Genomic DNA, 15379 nt, shown 5'->3' on the forward strand with positions numbered 1-15379 from the left:
TCAACGCTCCAACAGGACACCAGCGGTGTCTGTGAAGCTAACCCACACGTCGTCTTCCCATGTGATATCACGGCGCGCGAGACGACGTGAGTTTGCCATCTGGGCTTTGACCATTTGCCCGCCTGTGAGTTCGACGTGATAGGTGGAAACGTTACCGAGATAGGCGATGTCGATCACTTTACCTTGCAGTGCATTTGGCGCGTCGGGTTTGGATTTGGCGATGTTGAGTTTCTCGGGCCGGATGGCGAAAGTGAGTGTCTTGCCGTCCTGCGCCTCATCGCCGTTACTAACGATAATGGCGGGATGCTCTGTGGACCAGTTGAGCGCGATGCCGCCTTCTGGGGTATTTGCGCTTGCCGGTGCAGAGCTCAGTTCTTGCGCGCTGGGCGGGGGGAGTTGTTTGATGGGTTCAATACGCTCGCCAATAATGGGCGAGAGGAGCTTATCGTGAATCCATTCGCCGAATTTGTTTGGTTGCGGTCGCGGGGTATCATCGATGATGATCTCGGTAGTTTGCTCTGGTTCAACTTCTTGTACAGGTGCGTTTGATGCGCGCAATTCGCCCTGACCCTTGATCAGGTTCACATCCCCGATGAAATCGGCAACGTAGGTGGAATTAGGTGCCTCATAGATCGCGTCTGGAGTGGCGACCTGAATAATACGGCCTTCGTCCATGACCGCGACGCGGGAGGCGACGGTCATCGCTTCTTCCTGATCGTGGGTAACAATGACAAAGGTCGTGCCGGTTTTCTCCTGAATATCCATCAGCTCGAATTGGGTGTCCTGACGCAGTTTCTTGTCGAGCGCACCGAGGGGTTCATCGAGCAAGAGCAGTTTGGGCGCTTTCGCCAGTGAACGGGCAAGCGCGACACGCTGGCGTTGGCCACCGGAAATCTGATGCGGCTTGCGCTGGGCGAATTTTTCCAAACGCGTAAGTTTGAGCATCTCCGAAACGCGCGCATCAATCGCGCCTTTCGCCATGTCTGTGCGGCGCAAACCGAAGGCGATATTTTCATAGATGGAAAGATGCGGAAACAACGCGTAGCTTTGGAACATCATGTTCACTGCGCGCTTGTTCGGGGGGACATTATTCATGTCCTGACCTGCGATTTTGATTGTGCCTGACGTGGGTGTTTCGAACCCGCCAAGCATCCGCATCATCGTTGTCTTGCCACAGCCAGAAGGGCCAAGAAGGGCGAAGAATTCTTTGGCGTAAATGTCTTGTGTAAGATCGTCGATAGCAACGAAATCACCAAACTTTTTGGTGACGTTCTTGAATTGGATCAGTGGAGACCCGTTAGGATCGTTCCAAGGTTCAAAGACCGTTTCTTGAGCCATTCAGCTATCGCTTTCACTTTGATCGAGTTGCACGAAATAGTCGCCTTTGGTTTCACGCAGAACAACCGGGTGACGATTGCTGGCTGTTAGAACAGTTTTCAAGCCTGCCATATTACTTGGTTCATCAACGAGAAAAACGAACCCCTTCGGAGAAACTTGCGGAATTAACCGAGCTAACACATCACGATGGGCTTGTTTTGGAAGCATGTGCAGCGTGCGATCACATAACAGAACGTCGAACATCTCGGATGTCGTCCACTCAGTTAAATCACCGACTACTCCGTTTACTGAAAGTCCTTCAGCGGTGGCATTGTCTTGCATCGCTTTGATACCTGCAGGTGCATAGTCCATTCCAACAACATGATGACCAAGCCGTGCAAGCGTAAGTGCATCGCGGCCTTGGCCGCATCCGATGTCCAAAAAGCGACTTTCGTCTGGCACATGCTGATGAATGCTCGCGTGTAAGGGCGCGTAGGGTGCACCCAATGCATCGGGTTCTCGCTCGTATAGCGTGTTGTAATCTGTCACAAAATTAACCTTGAAAGGACCTGCGCCAAGATGATGGCGCAGGTAAGTTCTTTTAGGTGCCGGACTTGATCTTGGTCCATAGGCGCGTAACGACGCGCTGCACTTTTGGTGCATAGGGCGATGTCGTGAACAGGTTCTCTAGCGTTGCCGCATCTGGATAAATCGCTGGATCGCCGATCACATCTTCCTCGAGCAGAGGTTGGGACGCGAGGTTGCCATTGGCGTAGTAAACGTAGTTCGAGGCATCCGCCATGTTCTGCGCGTCCATGATGAAGTTTAGGAACGTGTGCGCGGCATCCGGGTTTGGCGCATCCGCTGGGATTGCCATTTGGTCAAACCACATCTGCGCGCCTTCTTTGGCCGCGTTGTATGCGATTTCGACACCATTGTCCGCTTCAGCCGCGCGATCACGCGCTTGCAAGATGTCTCCAGACCAACCGATAGCGACACAGATATCGCCGTTCGCCAGCGCGTTGATATATTCAGAGCTGTGGAACTTCTGAATGTAGGGACGCACTGCGGTTAGCACTGGCTCAACCTTGGCGATGACATCGGGATCCTGACTGTCAGGGTCTTCACCGATATACTTCAGCGCCATAGGGATCATCTCAGCAGGGGCGTCGAGCATGTGAACGCCGCATTCCGCAAGTTTGCTCATGTTGTCGGGGTTCAACACCAATTCAAGGCTATCAATCGGTGCGTCATCACCAAGGATTTCCTGAACCTTACCAACATTCACACCAATGCCAGTCGTGCCCCACATGTAGTTGATGGAATACGCGTTATCGGGGTCGTACTGTTCTGTGCGCGAGGACACGACATCCCACATGTTGCTGATGTTTGGCAGCTTGGACATGTCGAGTTTCTGGAACGCGCCCGCGGTGATTTGGCGCTGCAAGAATGTGCCTGATGGAACAACGACATCATAGCCGGAACCACCAGCGAGCATCTTGGTTTCCAAAAGTTCGTTGCTATCGAACACGTCGTAAACCAGTTTGATGCCTGTCTCTGCTTCGAATTTCTCTAGCAACGCTTCGTCGATATAATCGGACCAGTTGTAAACGCGGACTTCTTCAGCCGTGGCGCTCCCTGCAATCAGTGCAAGTGTCGCGCTGGCGAGCATTAGTTTTTTCATGTGGTGAACTCCCTAAGACATTTTTTCGCTGCGTATTGTAAGTGCAGTAGTCTGGAGAATATTGTTTTCATGCCCCTTGGAGAGTCGCAAGTTTTTATTGCGTTGATTGACTTGGACCGCGCGCCTCATATGGTGCAACAAACTTCGCATGCCTAAATAAGGAGCGCTTTGATGAACGCGATCACCAACCACATGCCAACGGCTGAATTGCAGGCCCTCGATGCCGCGCACCATATGCATCCTTTTACCACCGGAGATGAAATCGCTGCCAAAGGCGCACGGGTGATCACGGGCGCTAATGGCGTGATGCTACGCGATTCCGATGGCAATCAGATTTTGGATGCGATGGCAGGTCTGTGGTGTGTCAACATCGGCTATGGCCGTGAAGAGCTGGCAGACGTCGCCGCGCGGCAGATGCGCGAACTGCCCTATTACAACACGTTTTTCATGACGACCCATGTGCCTGCGATTGCTTTGTCCCAGCGCTTGGCCGAGCTTGCGCCTGAGCATATGAACCATGTGTTCTTTGCTGGTTCTGGATCAGAGGCGAATGACACCAACATCCGCATGGTGCGCACCTATTGGGACATGAAGGGCAAGCCGAGCAAGAAGGTGATTATCTCGCGTCATAACGCGTATCATGGATCATCTGTAGGTTCCGGTTCCCTGGGTGGCATGAGCGGAATGCATGCGCAGGGCGGTATGCCAATTCCAGACATTCACCACATCGGTCAACCGAATTGGTGGGCAGAGGGCGGTGATATGACGCCTGAGGAGTTCGGCCTGAAGCGCGCGCAAGAGCTGGAGCAGGCGATCAATGACATGGGCGAGGATCGTATTGCAGCGTTCATCGCGGAACCTGTGCAGGGGGCTGGCGGCGTCATCGTGCCACCATCAACTTATTGGCCCGAAATCCAGCGGATTTGCGATAAGTATGAAATTTTGCTCATCGCGGATGAGGTGATTTGCGGATTTGGGCGCACTGGCAATTGGTTTGGCTCTGAGACGATGGGCATTCGTCCCGACATTATGACCATCGCGAAGGGGCTTAGCTCTGGCTATCAACCTATTGGCGGCTCCATTGTGAGTGACGAGATCGCGACCGTGATCAACTCAGGCGAATTTAACCATGGGTATACTTATTCAAGCCATCCCGTGGCCTCTGCCGTTGCGTTGGAAAACCTGCGTATTTTGGACGAAGAGGGGATCGTGACCCGGGTGCGTGAAACCACTGCACCTTACCTAAAGTCCAAATGGGAGGCGCTGGTAGATCATCCACTTGTGGGTGAAGCGAAGATTGTTGGCATGATGGGATCCATCGCTTTGACACCGCATAAAGAAAGCCGCGCGGCGTTTAAATCGGACGCTGGCACTGTTGGCTACATCTGCCGTGAGCGGTGCTTTGCGAATAATCTGGTGATGCGCCATGTGGGGGATCGCATGATTATTTCGCCACCTTTGGTGATCAATGAAGCGCAGATTGATACTTTGATGGAACGCGCTGTGCAGTCATTGGATGAATGCTACGCGACGCTAAAGGCTGAGGGAATGATGGTTTCAGCCTAGGCCTGACAAAAGGAAATAATTAGGCCAGCACCCATGGGAGGAGAAGTTGGATGCTGGCCCTATGCGTTGGCGCTCCCTGTTGTTGTTTTTTCGCCGCCGCCAATGCTGACCACCTCTGGGAGGAGCGAGAGTCAGCATATTTCGTTAATCTTTTTCCATCAGCTTTTCGGCGTACTTCGGGATGTCTGACCGCGAAATACCGATATGACTGAGTTGACCGTCGCTCATGCTAGACAGCGTTGAGATCATGCGCCCCATTTGAATTGTTCTTAGGATCGAACCTGCTTTTGCTCTAAAGCTTGCGAAAAGCGCTACGGGTGAGAATGGAGCATAACCGCTAGTATCACTGCTAAACGCCATATGCTGTCTCCAGTGCGAGTCGTTTGATAGAACTGCGTGGAATGCCCAAATCGTTTAGGCCGCGTTCAGAAAGAGATGAAAGTTCAACAAACGTCGCGCGGTAAACACGCCGTTTCACTTGAGCTTCGCGCATCTGCTGCATTTTTTGATGAAAGAACGTGCGTCCTGTCTCAATTACGACATCGAGCGCACTGTTTGATCGTGTGATTGCCATGTTAGCACCTTGTCTATTGCTGCGTTGCAGAACTTATGCTGCACTGCAGAAGTAGCTTTTCTTGGTAGCGTTCACAATTTGGTAAAACGGCATAGGTGCCATGCCAGATTGGAACAGATAGGTAGTTTGAATGGACAATTCAGCTCAAATGCTGATCTTCGCAAAGGTTGTCGAGCATGGCAGCATTTCTGCGGCGGCGCGATCAATCGGTCAAACGCCTTCAGCGGTGAGCAAACAAGTCGCTCTTCTGGAAGACTATGTTCACCACCGTTTGCTCAATAGGACCAGAACAGGCGTTATGCCGACGCAAGAAGGGCAGGAATTCTACGAAAAGTGCAAAGCACTGGCTGACAAGTATAACGAAGCCGAAGCAATGGTGCGCAATATGGATGGCATTCCAAGGGGTACGCTTAAAATCGCATCGACTGTTGCCTTTGGAAAGTCCCAGCTAATTCCAGCTTTGCCAACTTTCATGAGAAGTCATCCAGAGGTGCGAGTGTCGCTTGATCTTACAGATCGAGAGATTGATCTTCAAAACGAAGGCTTTGACGTCGCCATCTGTTTCGCTGAACAGTATAAAAACCCTGATATTGTCGTGCGCCGCATCATGCAAAGCCGACGTGTTTTGTGTGCCGCACCTGCGTATCTTGAACAGGCTGGTGTTCCACGTAGTTTCGAAAATTTAGCTGATCACAACTGTTTGCAGATCGCGGGCAACAGCAGGCGCAATTCATGGAGCACGAGTGCAACGCAAGATGCGACGCCCTTTAAGGCCAGCGGCAGTTTCGAGGGTAACAGTACTGACGTGGTTTTTCGTGCGGCGCTGGCGGGGATTGGGATAGCGCGCTTGCCTTACTACATGGCGAAACGAAAGTTTGAGTCAGGTGAGTTGATCCATGTCATGCCCGAATACGCGCCACCAAGCACTGATATCGTGGTTATGTTTGCAGATCGCCGAAACTTGCCACCAAAAACCCGTGCCTTTGTGGATTTCCTTGTTCAACAGTTTCGCGGGGCGCAAGACTATCAAATGATGGTTTAATCGAGGGCTTTCCAAAAGATGACCTTGTCATCTCCTTCGCCCCAGAAATCGCGAATGCGTGCTTCTTCAGAGTAGCCTGCTTTCAGATAGAATGCGCGAGCACCGTCAAACGAGTGCGTGCCAGAGGTATCGACAATCATCACCCGCGCGGCTTGCTCTTGCAGTTCCGCTTCCATCTGCGCAACCAACCCGCGACCAATGCCCTGGCGCTGCGCCTCTGGCAGCACCGCTAGGGCAAGCATGTTCCATGTGCCCTCTGCCATTTGCTCTGGCACGGTATAGCAAAACCCAATCGCACGGCCGTTGTTCTCGCAGGTCAACCACAGTTCTTCATTGTCGCCATTGAGAAAACCACTGAGCATGTCTTCCAGCAGATCGCTCTGAAAAAGCTTGGTGTGATCCAACACATCTTTAAGGTCATTGATATCGCCAGGCTCTGTGTAACGGATGTCCATGGATGCACACTTTCATTCATTAGAGTCAGGCTGCGCGGACCTTAGAGCCATGTGAGCAGAAGTGTAAATGCGCAGACACCCGATTTTGTGCTGATCCGTGACGCTGCGTTCCACTGTGCAAGAACGTGGTGACGTAGCGCGACGCATACGGCAAGCTGCACTTCAGACATTCTGGGATACGAAAATGGGAGAGATGATATGAAACAAGCAGTGATCGTATCGACCGCGCGCAGTGGTTTGGCAAAGTCATTCCGCGGCTCTTTTAACATGACGCATGGTGCAACCTTGGGTGCACATTCCGTAGAGCACGCGGTAAAGCGCGCGGGCATAGACCCCTCTACAGTTGAGGATGTTTTGATGGGATGTGCGACGCCTGAAGGGGCGACAGGTGGCAATATTGCGCGCCAGATCGCATTGCGTGCGGGCATGCCAGAAAGCGTTTGTGGGGCAACAGTGAACCGTTTTTGTTCAAGTGGTTTGCAAACAATCGCGATGGCTGCGCAGAGCATTCAGAACGGCGCTGGGCCGATGGTTGCTGGCGGCGTTGAAAGCATCTCTTTGACGGGTAATCATAGTGTGCCAAGCCGTGATGCATGGCTGGAGGAGCATATCCCGTCCGTTTATATGACGATGATCGAAACCGCAGATATCGTGGCTCAGCGATATGATGTGAGCCGTGAAGCGCAAGACGAATATGGCCTGCGTTCACAGCAACGCATGGCAGCTGCGCAAGAGGCGGGCAAATTCGCGGATGAAATTGTTCCGATGAGCGCCACGATGGGCGTGAAGGACAAAGAGACGGGCGAGATTTCGCACCACGAGGTCACGGTTGATCGCGATGAGTGCAATCGTCCAACAACGACGATTGATGGGTTGAATGGTCTGAACCCTGTGCGCGAAGGGGGTTATGTAACAGCTGGAAACGCATCTCAGCTTTCAGATGGATCAGCTGCGGTTGTGCTCATGGAGTCTTCGGAGGCTGAAAAGCAAGGCATCGAACCGCTCGGCGCGTTCAAAGGGTTTGCCGTTGCGGGCTGTGCACCTGATGAAATGGGCATCGGCCCTGTATTTGCAGTGCCGCGCTTGTTGGAGCGTCATGGTCTAAAGGTCGATGATATTGATTTGTGGGAGCTGAACGAAGCCTTCGCATCCCAAGCCCTTTACTCGCGGGACCGTCTTGGCATCGATGATGAGAAGTGCAACGTCAATGGCGGCTCTATCGCGATTGGACACCCGTTCGGCATGAGCGGCACACGTATGACGGGCCACCTGTTGCTTGAGGGCAAGCGACGCGGCGCTAAGTTAGGGGTCGTCACGATGTGTATTGGCGGCGGCATGGGGGCTGCGGGCCTTTTTGAGATTTACTAAGGAGCGACACGATGGATTTGAGCTACACCAATGAAGAACTTGCATTCCAAAATGAGGTGCGCACGTTCCTTTCAGAAAAACTGCCCACAGCGATGTCCGAAAAGGTGCGCCTTGGGAAAGGTCTTACAAAAGAAGATCTAGAAGAATGGCATAGCATTTTGAATGAGCGCGGTTGGCTGGCGCAGAACTGGCCCAGTGAATTCGGCGGTGCTGAATGGGATTCAGTGCAGCGCCATATTTTCGAAGAAGAATCTAGCCTTGCCAATGCGCCACGGATTGTGCCCTTCGGATTAGCGATGCTTGCGCCGGTCTTGCAAAAGTTTGGGTCTCAGGAGCAGTGCGATTATTGGTTGCCGCGTATCCTGAGTGGCGAAGATTGGTGGTGTCAGGGATATTCTGAACCCGGTGCCGGCTCCGATCTTGCGTCGCTCAAAACCCGCGCTGTTCGCGAAGGGGATCACTACATCGTCAATGGCCAAAAAACGTGGACGACTCTTGGTCAGCACGCAAACATGATTTTCTGCCTCGTGCGAACCAACACAGAAGTGAAGAACCAAGAGGGCATTTCCTTCCTTTTGATCGACATGGATACCCCCGGCATCGAGGTCCGCCCGATCATCTTGCTTGATGGCACGCATGAGGTGAACGAGGTTTGGTTTACTGATGTGAAAGTCCCTGTTGAGAACCTCGTCGGTGAAGAAGACAAGGGCTGGACTTACGCGAAATATCTGCTGACCCATGAGCGCGCAAATATCGCCGGAGTAGGGTCTTCCAACGCGGGTCTAGAGGCAGTTAAACGCATGGCCAAGTCAGAAATGGCAGGTGGCAAACCGCTGGCTGAAAACCCGCATTTCGCCGCGCGCGTCGCTCAGGTTGAGATTGATCTGATGGCCATGTCACTCAGCAACCTACGAATCATCAGCAAGGCGGCCAAAGGCGGTGCACCGGGTTTGGAAGCTTCAATGCTCAAGATTTCAGGCACGGTCATCCGCCAAGAGATCAACGATCTCGCGCGTCGCGCTGCGGGCATGTATGCGTTACCGTTTGCATCCGAAGCGGTGGAAGGGTCAAACCAGCCAGAGTTGGGACCAGAGCATTCCAGACCTGTTGCGGAGCAGTACTTCAACAATCGCAAAATTTCGATCTTTGGTGGCTCTAACGAGGTGCAACGCGAGATCATCGCCAAAACAACGCTGGGGAGAATGCAATGAACTTCGAGCTGACAGAAGAGCGGCAAATGCTGCAAGACACACTGCGTCGTTTCCTGCGAGACCGCTATGATGTGCCAACACGCAATGCAATTCTGGAAAGCGAAAGCGGGATGAGCAGCGAGATCTGGAACCAGATTGCGGAGCTTGGCGTTCTTGGTGCGTTGTTTACCGAGGATGACGGCGGCTTCGGCGGTAAGGGATTTGACATAGCAGTTGTCTTTGAAGAATTGGGCCGTGCAGGTGTCGTGGAGCCTATTTTGGAGACTTGTATTCTTGGCGGCGGACTGATCGCAGCGCTTGGAAACGAGACACAAAAAGCACTGTTAGAATCTATAATCGGTGGCGAGACCCGTCTCGCACTGGCGCACGGTGAACCCCGTGCACGCTATGATCTCAATCGCGTCGAAACACGTTGTGACGCAGGCAAGTTGAATGGGCATAAGTCTATGTCGCTTGGCGCGCCGAATGCGGAGCATATTATTATTTCTGCGCGTGAAAGCGGGGCGGTGGACGACGATGATGGTATTTCTCTCTTCTTAGTGCCTGCTTCTGCGCTTGACCTGCGCAGCACTCCGATGATGGGTGGTGGCATGGCGGCTGACATCTGGCTTGAGGATGTGAGTGTCACTGACGACATGCGTCTTGGTCCTAAAGGGGCTGCTTTGCCTTATTTAGAGTCTGCTTATGCCGCTGCAATTACAGCGACGTGCGCACAAACTTTGGGTGCTATGGAAACGGCAACACGCCTCACAACTGAGTACCTTCAAACACGCAAACAGTTTGGTCGCCCTATCGGAACCTTCCAAGCTTTGGCGCATCGACTTGCAGATATGTTGGTTGAGTTGGAACAGGCTCGCTCTGCCGTGATTGGCGTCGCTGGGTACCTCGAAGCAGACCCTAAATTGCGCGATAGGCATGTGAGCATGGCGAAAAACCTGATGGGTCGGATCGGTCGTCAGATTGCAGAAGAAAGCATCCAGATGCATGGTGGTATCGCGATGACGCAAGAGTTTGAGCTCGCTCATATCGCCAAGCGCATCATCATGGCGGATCACTTCTTTGGCGACGTTGATCATCATCTTGAACGCTTTATTGGATTGAGTGCTGCGTAGATGATCACGCAGATCAGAGACGAAACAGGCACGCAGCGCCTTGTCGGGTATGTGGTTGAAGTCGGCCACCCCGACGGTTGCGCGCGCTGTTGGCTTGATCTGGATGAGCGGCATTTGAACCGTCATAACGCACTGCATGGCGGGATCGCGACGATGCTTATGGACAGCGCGAGCGGAGCGACGGGAAGCCTGACAGTGGACGACACAGGGCTTGTCCCGTTCATGTCGGTGTCGCTGAATGTGCAATTCGTAGCGTCCGGCAAGCCCGGTCGCGTTACTGCCGTTGGTAAGGTAACGGGTGGCGGACGATCGCTTAAGTTTATCAGCGCTGAGCTACATCACGAAGACGGTACGCTGATTGCCACCTGCTCTGGCATCTTCAAGCGTGTCCCACAGGAGCGCCTTTCATGAGCCTTGCACGTGTCGAACAAGAGGGACGTACCCTCATCATCATGAACAACAATCCGAATAAGCGCGGGGCACTGTCATTAGAGCTTTATGCTGCGATAAATGAAGCGTTAGTGCGTGCGAAAGATCCCAACATTCGTGCGGTGATTTTCGCTTCTGAGGGTGGGTTCTTTTGCTCTGGCGGCGATCTGAACGCGCTTCAAACGCGCGCTGGGTCCACGCTTGAGGAACGCCGCGAAAAGATTCAAGACTTGCATGACATCACCGCTGGCATCCGCGCATGTCCTGTTCCTGTGATTGCCGCTGTAGAAGGTGGCGCTGCAGGTGCGGGTCTTTCGCTGGCGCTGGCGTGCGATATGATCGTGGCGAGCGCTGGTGCGAAATTCACCGCCTCCTATGTCAAAGCGGGTGTTGTGCCAGATGGTGGTCTTACGTCGGCGTTGTCACGAATGATCCCGCGCCAGCTAGCCACTGAGATGTGCTTGCTCGCGCGTTCTGTCACGTCAGAGCGTTTGGCCGAATTAGGCGTGATCAACATGATCAGTGATGATCCAATGGCTGAAGCCCGTGCGCTTGCTGACGCATTTGCTAAAGGCCCGCGAAAAGCGCAAGGCATTATCAAAGGGCTGGTTGGCCAAGCTTACGAGACGACTGAGACTGAGCAGTTAGAAGCGGAACGCGAAGCAATGATCCGCGCTGTTGCAGACACGGAGGCCAAGATCGGCATTGCGGCCTTCTTAGAGAAGAAAACACCTCAATACCCTTGATTGGAGACATTTTTGCGTATTCATCAATTCCTAAGCGACCAAGCTGAGACCCGCCCAGACGCAATCGCTTTGTTGGATTGCGATGGTACGCCTTGGACATTTGCTCAGGAATGGAAGGCGGCGCAGGCGGGCGCTGACTTACTCAAGCTTGCGGGTGTCCAAAAAGGTGATCGCGTATTGATGGTCGCGGAAAACTGCGCCACGCTTTGTGCATTTATCTTTGCATGCTCTGTCATTGGCGCTTGGGCGGTTCCCGTCAATGCGCGCCAGACCGAAGCCGAGTTAAAGCGCATCGTAACCCATGCCAACCCGCGCGTTGCGTTGTTTATGTCCGGCGTATCCCCTGATGCGAAAGCACACGGTGCTGCTTATGATGCGCATGAAGTGCAGGGCACCTGGGGCAGTTTATTGATGGCAGAACTTACCGTCAGTGATCCGGAAGCTGACAAAGATGTCGCCGTCATGCTCTACACGACGGGCACCACTGGGACACCAAAGGGCGTGATGCTCACCCACTCCAATCTGGTGTTTGCAGGCAAGCTGTCCACAGACACGCGCGGCATGCGGTCGACAGACATTGTCTATGGCGCGCTGCCGATGAGCCATGTGTTTGGCCTCGCCTCCATGCTCATGGCCGCGACATTTATCGGGGCAACTGTGCGTATCGAAGCACGTTTTAGCGCCGCAAAATTGCATACCGCTTTGAACGAGGGGGTTACGATCCTTCCTGCGGTTCCCCAGATGCATGCGCTTTTGATGCAATATACATCAGATCAGGGCATAGACAGTATTGCAGGTGGCCCTTTGCGCTTTGTGTCCTCCGGTGCGGCCCCGCTGGATCCTGTGTGGAAACGCAAGGCGGAAGCGTTTTACGGCATTGCATTGCAAAATGGTTACGGCATGACCGAAACGAGCGCCGGCGTCACAACAACCAAAAGTGCGTTCGGTGACCCCGACATTTCCGTGGGACCCGCCCTAGCTGGGATCGAGATCGCGATTGATGAAAGCGCAGACGGGGGCGGTGATGGAATTGGTGAAGTCCTGACGCGCGGGCCTCACATTATGCTAGGCTACTTTCGCAATGAAGAGGCGACAAAAGCTGTGCTCGACAAGGATGGCTGGATGCACACAGGCGATCTGGGGCGCATAGACGAAAAGAACCTGTTGCACATTCTGGGGCGCTCAAAAGAGCTTATCATTCGCGGTGGCTTCAACGTTTACCCGCCAGAAGTGGAAGCAGCATTTAATGATCATCCAGACGTGATCCAAACAGCCGTTATTGGCCGTTCGACTGACACTGGCGACGAAGAAGTGCTCGCTTTCGTACAGCTTGCCAAATTGGGGACACTTACATCTGATGATCTACGCAGATTTGTCGAGCCGCGGCTGTCGCCCTACAAGCGCCCGAGCCAAATTGTTCTTACCCTCAGTCTGCCCGCTGCACCTACCGGGAAACTCCTGAAACATAAACTTATTGAAACGTTTGCAGATCAGCTAACCTGACCTTTGCTTCATTTTTCAAAATAAACTCAAAACCCGTATTCACAAACCAAGCTTTGGGTCGATCACAACAGTTGAAACACCCGCAAACCGTGCCACGCGATCCAGCTCTGCGTGCAGTTTATCAAGCCGCGCCGGTGTTGCGCGCATTCCGCGCTCCCACCAAAGCCCTGTCACATTCAAAATATCATCCGCGCGCAAAGCCTTCATATCTATGCGCCCCACAAGCTTGTTCCCTTCCAGCATTGGGAACACGTAATACCCATATTCGCGCTTTGCTTCGGGAACGAATATTTCGATACGATAGTGAAATCCAAACAAACGCTGCGCACGCTTGCGATCACGCAAGGCAGGATCAAACGGGCTAAGAATGCGCAAACGCGAGGTGGGTTTCGGCGCTTTTTCCTCCAGGATCCCATCGCGCGCAAAAGCGCGTTTAAAAGTGCCATCAACTCCCTCGACATCAATCTCAATCAAACCAGCCTGTGCGCACCATTCTTTTGCTTCTGCTTTCGTGACAATATCCCAAAAATCCGCAATTTCAGTCGAACTGGCAAAGCCGAGCCGATCCATTGCCGCGTTACACAGCCAATCGATGCTCTCTTTCTGATCCGGTTCGGGGGCAATCAAAGCCTCATCCAGGACCTTTTCGGTGACATCGTAGAACTTTTTGAATGACTCGCGCCGAGACACGGTTAATTCACCCGTGCGCCACAAGTATTCCAGCGCTGTCTTTGAAGGATGCCAGTCCCACCATCCGCCGGACCCGCGTTTTTCACCCTCACCCACACAGGCGGATGATTTCGCACCTTCAAGGTCGATCTTCTCTAAAAGCTGATCAACCTTTTCTTCAAATCCTGCGCGCCGCCAACTGCGCCATTGTCGCCGCAAAGTCTCTGCATCACGAGCGAAACGCAATTTCCAATGTGGGAAAAATGCAGTTGGAATAACGGACGCGTCATGCGTCCAATGCTCGAACAAAGAGTGCTCTTCTTCGAGCAAAGGGGCGAGATGTTTCGGTCTGTAAGACGCTTTGCGCGCCCGCAAGATCATGTGATGGGCGCGCTCAACCGTGCTGATGCTGTCCACCTGTACAAAACCAAGCCGGGTGATCAGATCGAGCAGATCTTTGCCCTTGCTCTTGCCATTTGGTGCGGCGCTTAACAAATGACGATCGAGAAAAATCGCCCGCGCATGTCTATTTTTGAGGACTGGAAGCGCCACGCGTCAACGGCGCTTCAAGGTATCACCAAAGCTGATCTTCGGCATAAGCTCTACGCGTTTTTCGAGCATGATGTCCGGCGTTTCAACGCGTTGCGCTATGATCTCTGCAGCTTTGCGTCCAATTTCTTGGCGACATGAATCCATCGTGGCCAGCTGACGTGGCAAGCCTTGAAGCAACTCGACGCCGTTAAAGCCTGCAAGACCAATCTGTTCAGGAATATTGAAGCCGTTTTCCATCAGGTAAAGGAGACCACCAGCCCCGATCATGTCGTTGGAGTAGTACAGAAAATCCAGCTCTGGATCACGTTGCAACATCGCTTCCGTCATTTCCCGCCCTTTCGCAAGTGCGGAGCCGCCAAAATAAAATTCACGTTCGGAGATTTCTATACCAGCTTTGCCGAGTGCTTCGGTGAACCCCTCAAAGCGTTTGCGCGCACGGTGATCAAGGGGCATTTTAGTGCCCATAAACCCGATCCGTTCATATCGTCCTTTGATAATCGCCTGCGCCATTTCGTGTCCTGCACGGCGATGTGAAATACCAACGCAGGTGTCAATTGGCGTACCGTCCACATCCATAATTTCTACAACAGGAATGCCAGACGCCTTCAGCATCGCTCGCGAGGCATCAGAGTGTTCAAGCCCGGCGATAATGACACCGGATGGCCGCCAAGAAAGCATCTCAAACAACACGCGTTCTTCTTTTTCGGGCTGATAATCTGTGACCCCAACAACAGGTTGGAGTTCGGTATCTTCCAGAATCTGGCTGATACCCGTCATAACTTCGGGAAACACCATGTTCGACAATGACGGAATAATCACCGCAACAAGGTTTACGCGCTGAGAGGCAAGAGCCCCTGCGATCTTGTTGGGAACATAGCCAAGTTCTTTCGCGGCTTTAAGTACTTTTTCACGCGTCGTAGCAGAAACATCGCCACGATTGCGAAGCACCCGCGAGACGGTCATTTCCGAAACACCAGACGCTTCAGAAACATCGCGAAGGGTCAGTGGGCGAGCATCAGTTCTGGACAAGTTAGGCTCCACAAAAGAGTTGGGTTGTTTTTATCCTAATTGGGAAACGAACGAAGCGCCATGGAAAGAATGCGTGGTGTTTTTCGCCCTGACATTTTATTTTGCTCACGCTAAACCAGTGC

The 15379-nt window shown here is 53.0% G+C and carries 16 protein-coding genes; 8 read left to right on the forward strand and 8 right to left on the reverse strand.

All coding sequences use genetic code 11. The annotated features are described in order from the left end of the window. The 3 genes from ACTG3Z_RS13715 to ACTG3Z_RS13725 are packed head-to-tail and all read right to left on the reverse strand — an operon-like array spanning position 1 to position 3001. A complete protein-coding gene (locus tag ACTG3Z_RS13715) occupies positions 1-1338 on the reverse strand; it encodes an ABC transporter ATP-binding protein (protein WP_439143627.1) in 1338 nt (445 codons plus the stop codon). Beyond that, entirely contained in the window at positions 1339-1866 is a 528-nt protein-coding gene (locus ACTG3Z_RS13720) for a class I SAM-dependent methyltransferase (RefSeq protein WP_439143628.1), read from the reverse strand. It abuts the gene before it with no gap. Between the two features lie 52 nt (positions 1867-1918). Further along, entirely contained in the window at positions 1919-3001 is a 1083-nt protein-coding gene (locus ACTG3Z_RS13725) for a polyamine ABC transporter substrate-binding protein (protein ID WP_439143629.1), read from the reverse strand. Positions 3002-3172: 171 nt separating this feature from the next. Here ACTG3Z_RS13725 and ACTG3Z_RS13730 point away from each other — a divergent pair, with 171 nt between their 5' ends. Next, positions 3173-4567: an aspartate aminotransferase family protein gene (locus tag ACTG3Z_RS13730; protein WP_439143630.1), complete on the forward strand. Its 1395-nt coding sequence runs from the start codon at positions 3173-3175 to the stop codon at positions 4565-4567. 144 nt (positions 4568-4711) lie between these two features. Here ACTG3Z_RS13730 and ACTG3Z_RS13735 read toward each other — a convergent pair whose 3' ends face one another. Both ACTG3Z_RS13735 and ACTG3Z_RS13740 read right to left on the reverse strand, forming a co-directional pair. Continuing rightward, positions 4712-4927, reverse strand: coding sequence for a DUF1127 domain-containing protein (locus ACTG3Z_RS13735; RefSeq protein ID WP_375265170.1), 216 nt, complete (start codon positions 4925-4927; stop codon positions 4712-4714). Further along, complete coding sequence (locus ACTG3Z_RS13740; RefSeq protein ID WP_439143631.1) at positions 4917-5141, reverse strand: DUF1127 domain-containing protein; 225 nt, start codon at positions 5139-5141, stop codon at positions 4917-4919. The genes ACTG3Z_RS13735 and ACTG3Z_RS13740 overlap by 11 nt, the downstream gene beginning before the upstream one ends. Positions 5142-5271: 130 nt before the next feature. On the opposite strand from ACTG3Z_RS13740, the gene ACTG3Z_RS13745 reads away from it, so the two are divergent. After that, complete coding sequence (locus ACTG3Z_RS13745) at positions 5272-6183, forward strand: LysR family transcriptional regulator (RefSeq protein WP_439143632.1); 912 nt, start codon at positions 5272-5274, stop codon at positions 6181-6183. Here ACTG3Z_RS13745 and ACTG3Z_RS13750 read toward each other — a convergent pair. Continuing rightward, entirely contained in the window at positions 6180-6638 is a 459-nt protein-coding gene (locus tag ACTG3Z_RS13750) for a GNAT family N-acetyltransferase (protein WP_439143633.1), read from the reverse strand. The two genes, ACTG3Z_RS13745 and ACTG3Z_RS13750, sit on opposite strands and share 4 nt — an antisense overlap. Positions 6639-6836: 198 nt before the next feature. On the opposite strand from ACTG3Z_RS13750, the gene ACTG3Z_RS13755 reads away from it, so the two are divergent. The 6 genes from ACTG3Z_RS13755 to ACTG3Z_RS13780 are packed head-to-tail and all read left to right on the forward strand — an operon-like array spanning position 6837 to position 13007. Beyond that, positions 6837-8006 (forward strand): acetyl-CoA C-acyltransferase, encoded by a 1170-nt coding sequence (locus ACTG3Z_RS13755; RefSeq protein ID WP_439143634.1) that lies wholly within the window; start codon positions 6837-6839, stop codon positions 8004-8006. An 11-nt stretch (positions 8007-8017) separates the two neighbouring features. Continuing rightward, the gene (locus ACTG3Z_RS13760) at positions 8018-9217 is read left to right on the forward strand and encodes an acyl-CoA dehydrogenase family protein (protein ID WP_439143635.1); all 1200 of its coding nucleotides are present in this window, start codon (positions 8018-8020) and stop codon (positions 9215-9217) included. Further along, positions 9214-10329 carry an acyl-CoA dehydrogenase family protein gene (locus tag ACTG3Z_RS13765; protein ID WP_439143636.1) on the forward strand — a complete coding sequence of 372 codons (1116 nt, stop codon included), beginning with the start codon at positions 9214-9216 and terminating at the stop codon, positions 10327-10329. The genes ACTG3Z_RS13760 and ACTG3Z_RS13765 overlap by 4 nt, the downstream gene beginning before the upstream one ends. Next, on the forward strand, positions 10330-10740 hold the full coding sequence (locus tag ACTG3Z_RS13770) for a PaaI family thioesterase (RefSeq protein ID WP_439143637.1): 411 nt from the start codon (positions 10330-10332) through the stop codon (positions 10738-10740). It abuts the gene before it with no gap. Next, complete coding sequence (locus ACTG3Z_RS13775) at positions 10737-11504, forward strand: oxepin-CoA hydrolase, alternative type (protein ID WP_439143638.1); 768 nt, start codon at positions 10737-10739, stop codon at positions 11502-11504. Before ACTG3Z_RS13770 ends, ACTG3Z_RS13775 begins: the two co-directional genes overlap by 4 nt. Positions 11505-11516: 12 nt before the next feature. Then, positions 11517-13007 (forward strand): class I adenylate-forming enzyme family protein, encoded by a 1491-nt coding sequence (locus tag ACTG3Z_RS13780; RefSeq protein WP_439143639.1) that lies wholly within the window; start codon positions 11517-11519, stop codon positions 13005-13007. Between the two features lie 39 nt (positions 13008-13046). Here ACTG3Z_RS13780 and ACTG3Z_RS13785 read toward each other — a convergent pair whose 3' ends face one another. Together ACTG3Z_RS13785 and ACTG3Z_RS13790 are read right to left on the reverse strand one after the other, a co-directional pair. Further along, positions 13047-14228 carry a winged helix-turn-helix domain-containing protein gene (locus tag ACTG3Z_RS13785; RefSeq protein WP_439143640.1) on the reverse strand — a complete coding sequence of 394 codons (1182 nt, stop codon included), beginning with the start codon at positions 14226-14228 and terminating at the stop codon, positions 13047-13049. Positions 14229-14231: 3 nt separating this feature from the next. Next, positions 14232-15257, reverse strand: a complete 1026-nt coding sequence (locus ACTG3Z_RS13790) for a LacI family DNA-binding transcriptional regulator (protein WP_439143641.1) — start codon at positions 15255-15257, stop codon at positions 14232-14234. Positions 15258-15379: the final 122 nt, after the last annotated feature.

It is taken from the genome of Planktotalea sp. (genome assembly GCF_965659345.1).
Classification (GTDB): domain Bacteria; phylum Pseudomonadota; class Alphaproteobacteria; order Rhodobacterales; family Rhodobacteraceae; genus Planktotalea.

Coding starts and splice junctions, on each gene's coding strand:
- ACTG3Z_RS13715 (WP_439143627.1), bottom strand. CDS start 1,338: ATGGCTCAAGAAACGGTCTTTGAACCTTGGAACGATCCTAACGGGTCT.
- ACTG3Z_RS13725 (WP_439143629.1), bottom strand. CDS start 3,001: ATGAAAAAACTAATGCTCGCCAGCGCGACACTTGCACTGATTGCAGGG.
- ACTG3Z_RS13730 (WP_439143630.1), top strand. CDS start 3,173: ATGAACGCGATCACCAACCACATGCCAACGGCTGAATTGCAGGCCCTC.
- ACTG3Z_RS13735 (WP_375265170.1), bottom strand. CDS start 4,927: ATGGCGTTTAGCAGTGATACTAGCGGTTATGCTCCATTCTCACCCGTA.
- ACTG3Z_RS13740 (WP_439143631.1), bottom strand. CDS start 5,141: ATGGCAATCACACGATCAAACAGTGCGCTCGATGTCGTAATTGAGACA.
- ACTG3Z_RS13745 (WP_439143632.1), top strand. CDS start 5,272: ATGGACAATTCAGCTCAAATGCTGATCTTCGCAAAGGTTGTCGAGCAT.
- ACTG3Z_RS13750 (WP_439143633.1), bottom strand. CDS start 6,638: ATGGACATCCGTTACACAGAGCCTGGCGATATCAATGACCTTAAAGAT.
- ACTG3Z_RS13755 (WP_439143634.1), top strand. CDS start 6,837: ATGAAACAAGCAGTGATCGTATCGACCGCGCGCAGTGGTTTGGCAAAG.
- ACTG3Z_RS13760 (WP_439143635.1), top strand. CDS start 8,018: ATGGATTTGAGCTACACCAATGAAGAACTTGCATTCCAAAATGAGGTG.
- ACTG3Z_RS13765 (WP_439143636.1), top strand. CDS start 9,214: ATGAACTTCGAGCTGACAGAAGAGCGGCAAATGCTGCAAGACACACTG.
- ACTG3Z_RS13770 (WP_439143637.1), top strand. CDS start 10,330: ATGATCACGCAGATCAGAGACGAAACAGGCACGCAGCGCCTTGTCGGG.
- ACTG3Z_RS13775 (WP_439143638.1), top strand. CDS start 10,737: ATGAGCCTTGCACGTGTCGAACAAGAGGGACGTACCCTCATCATCATG.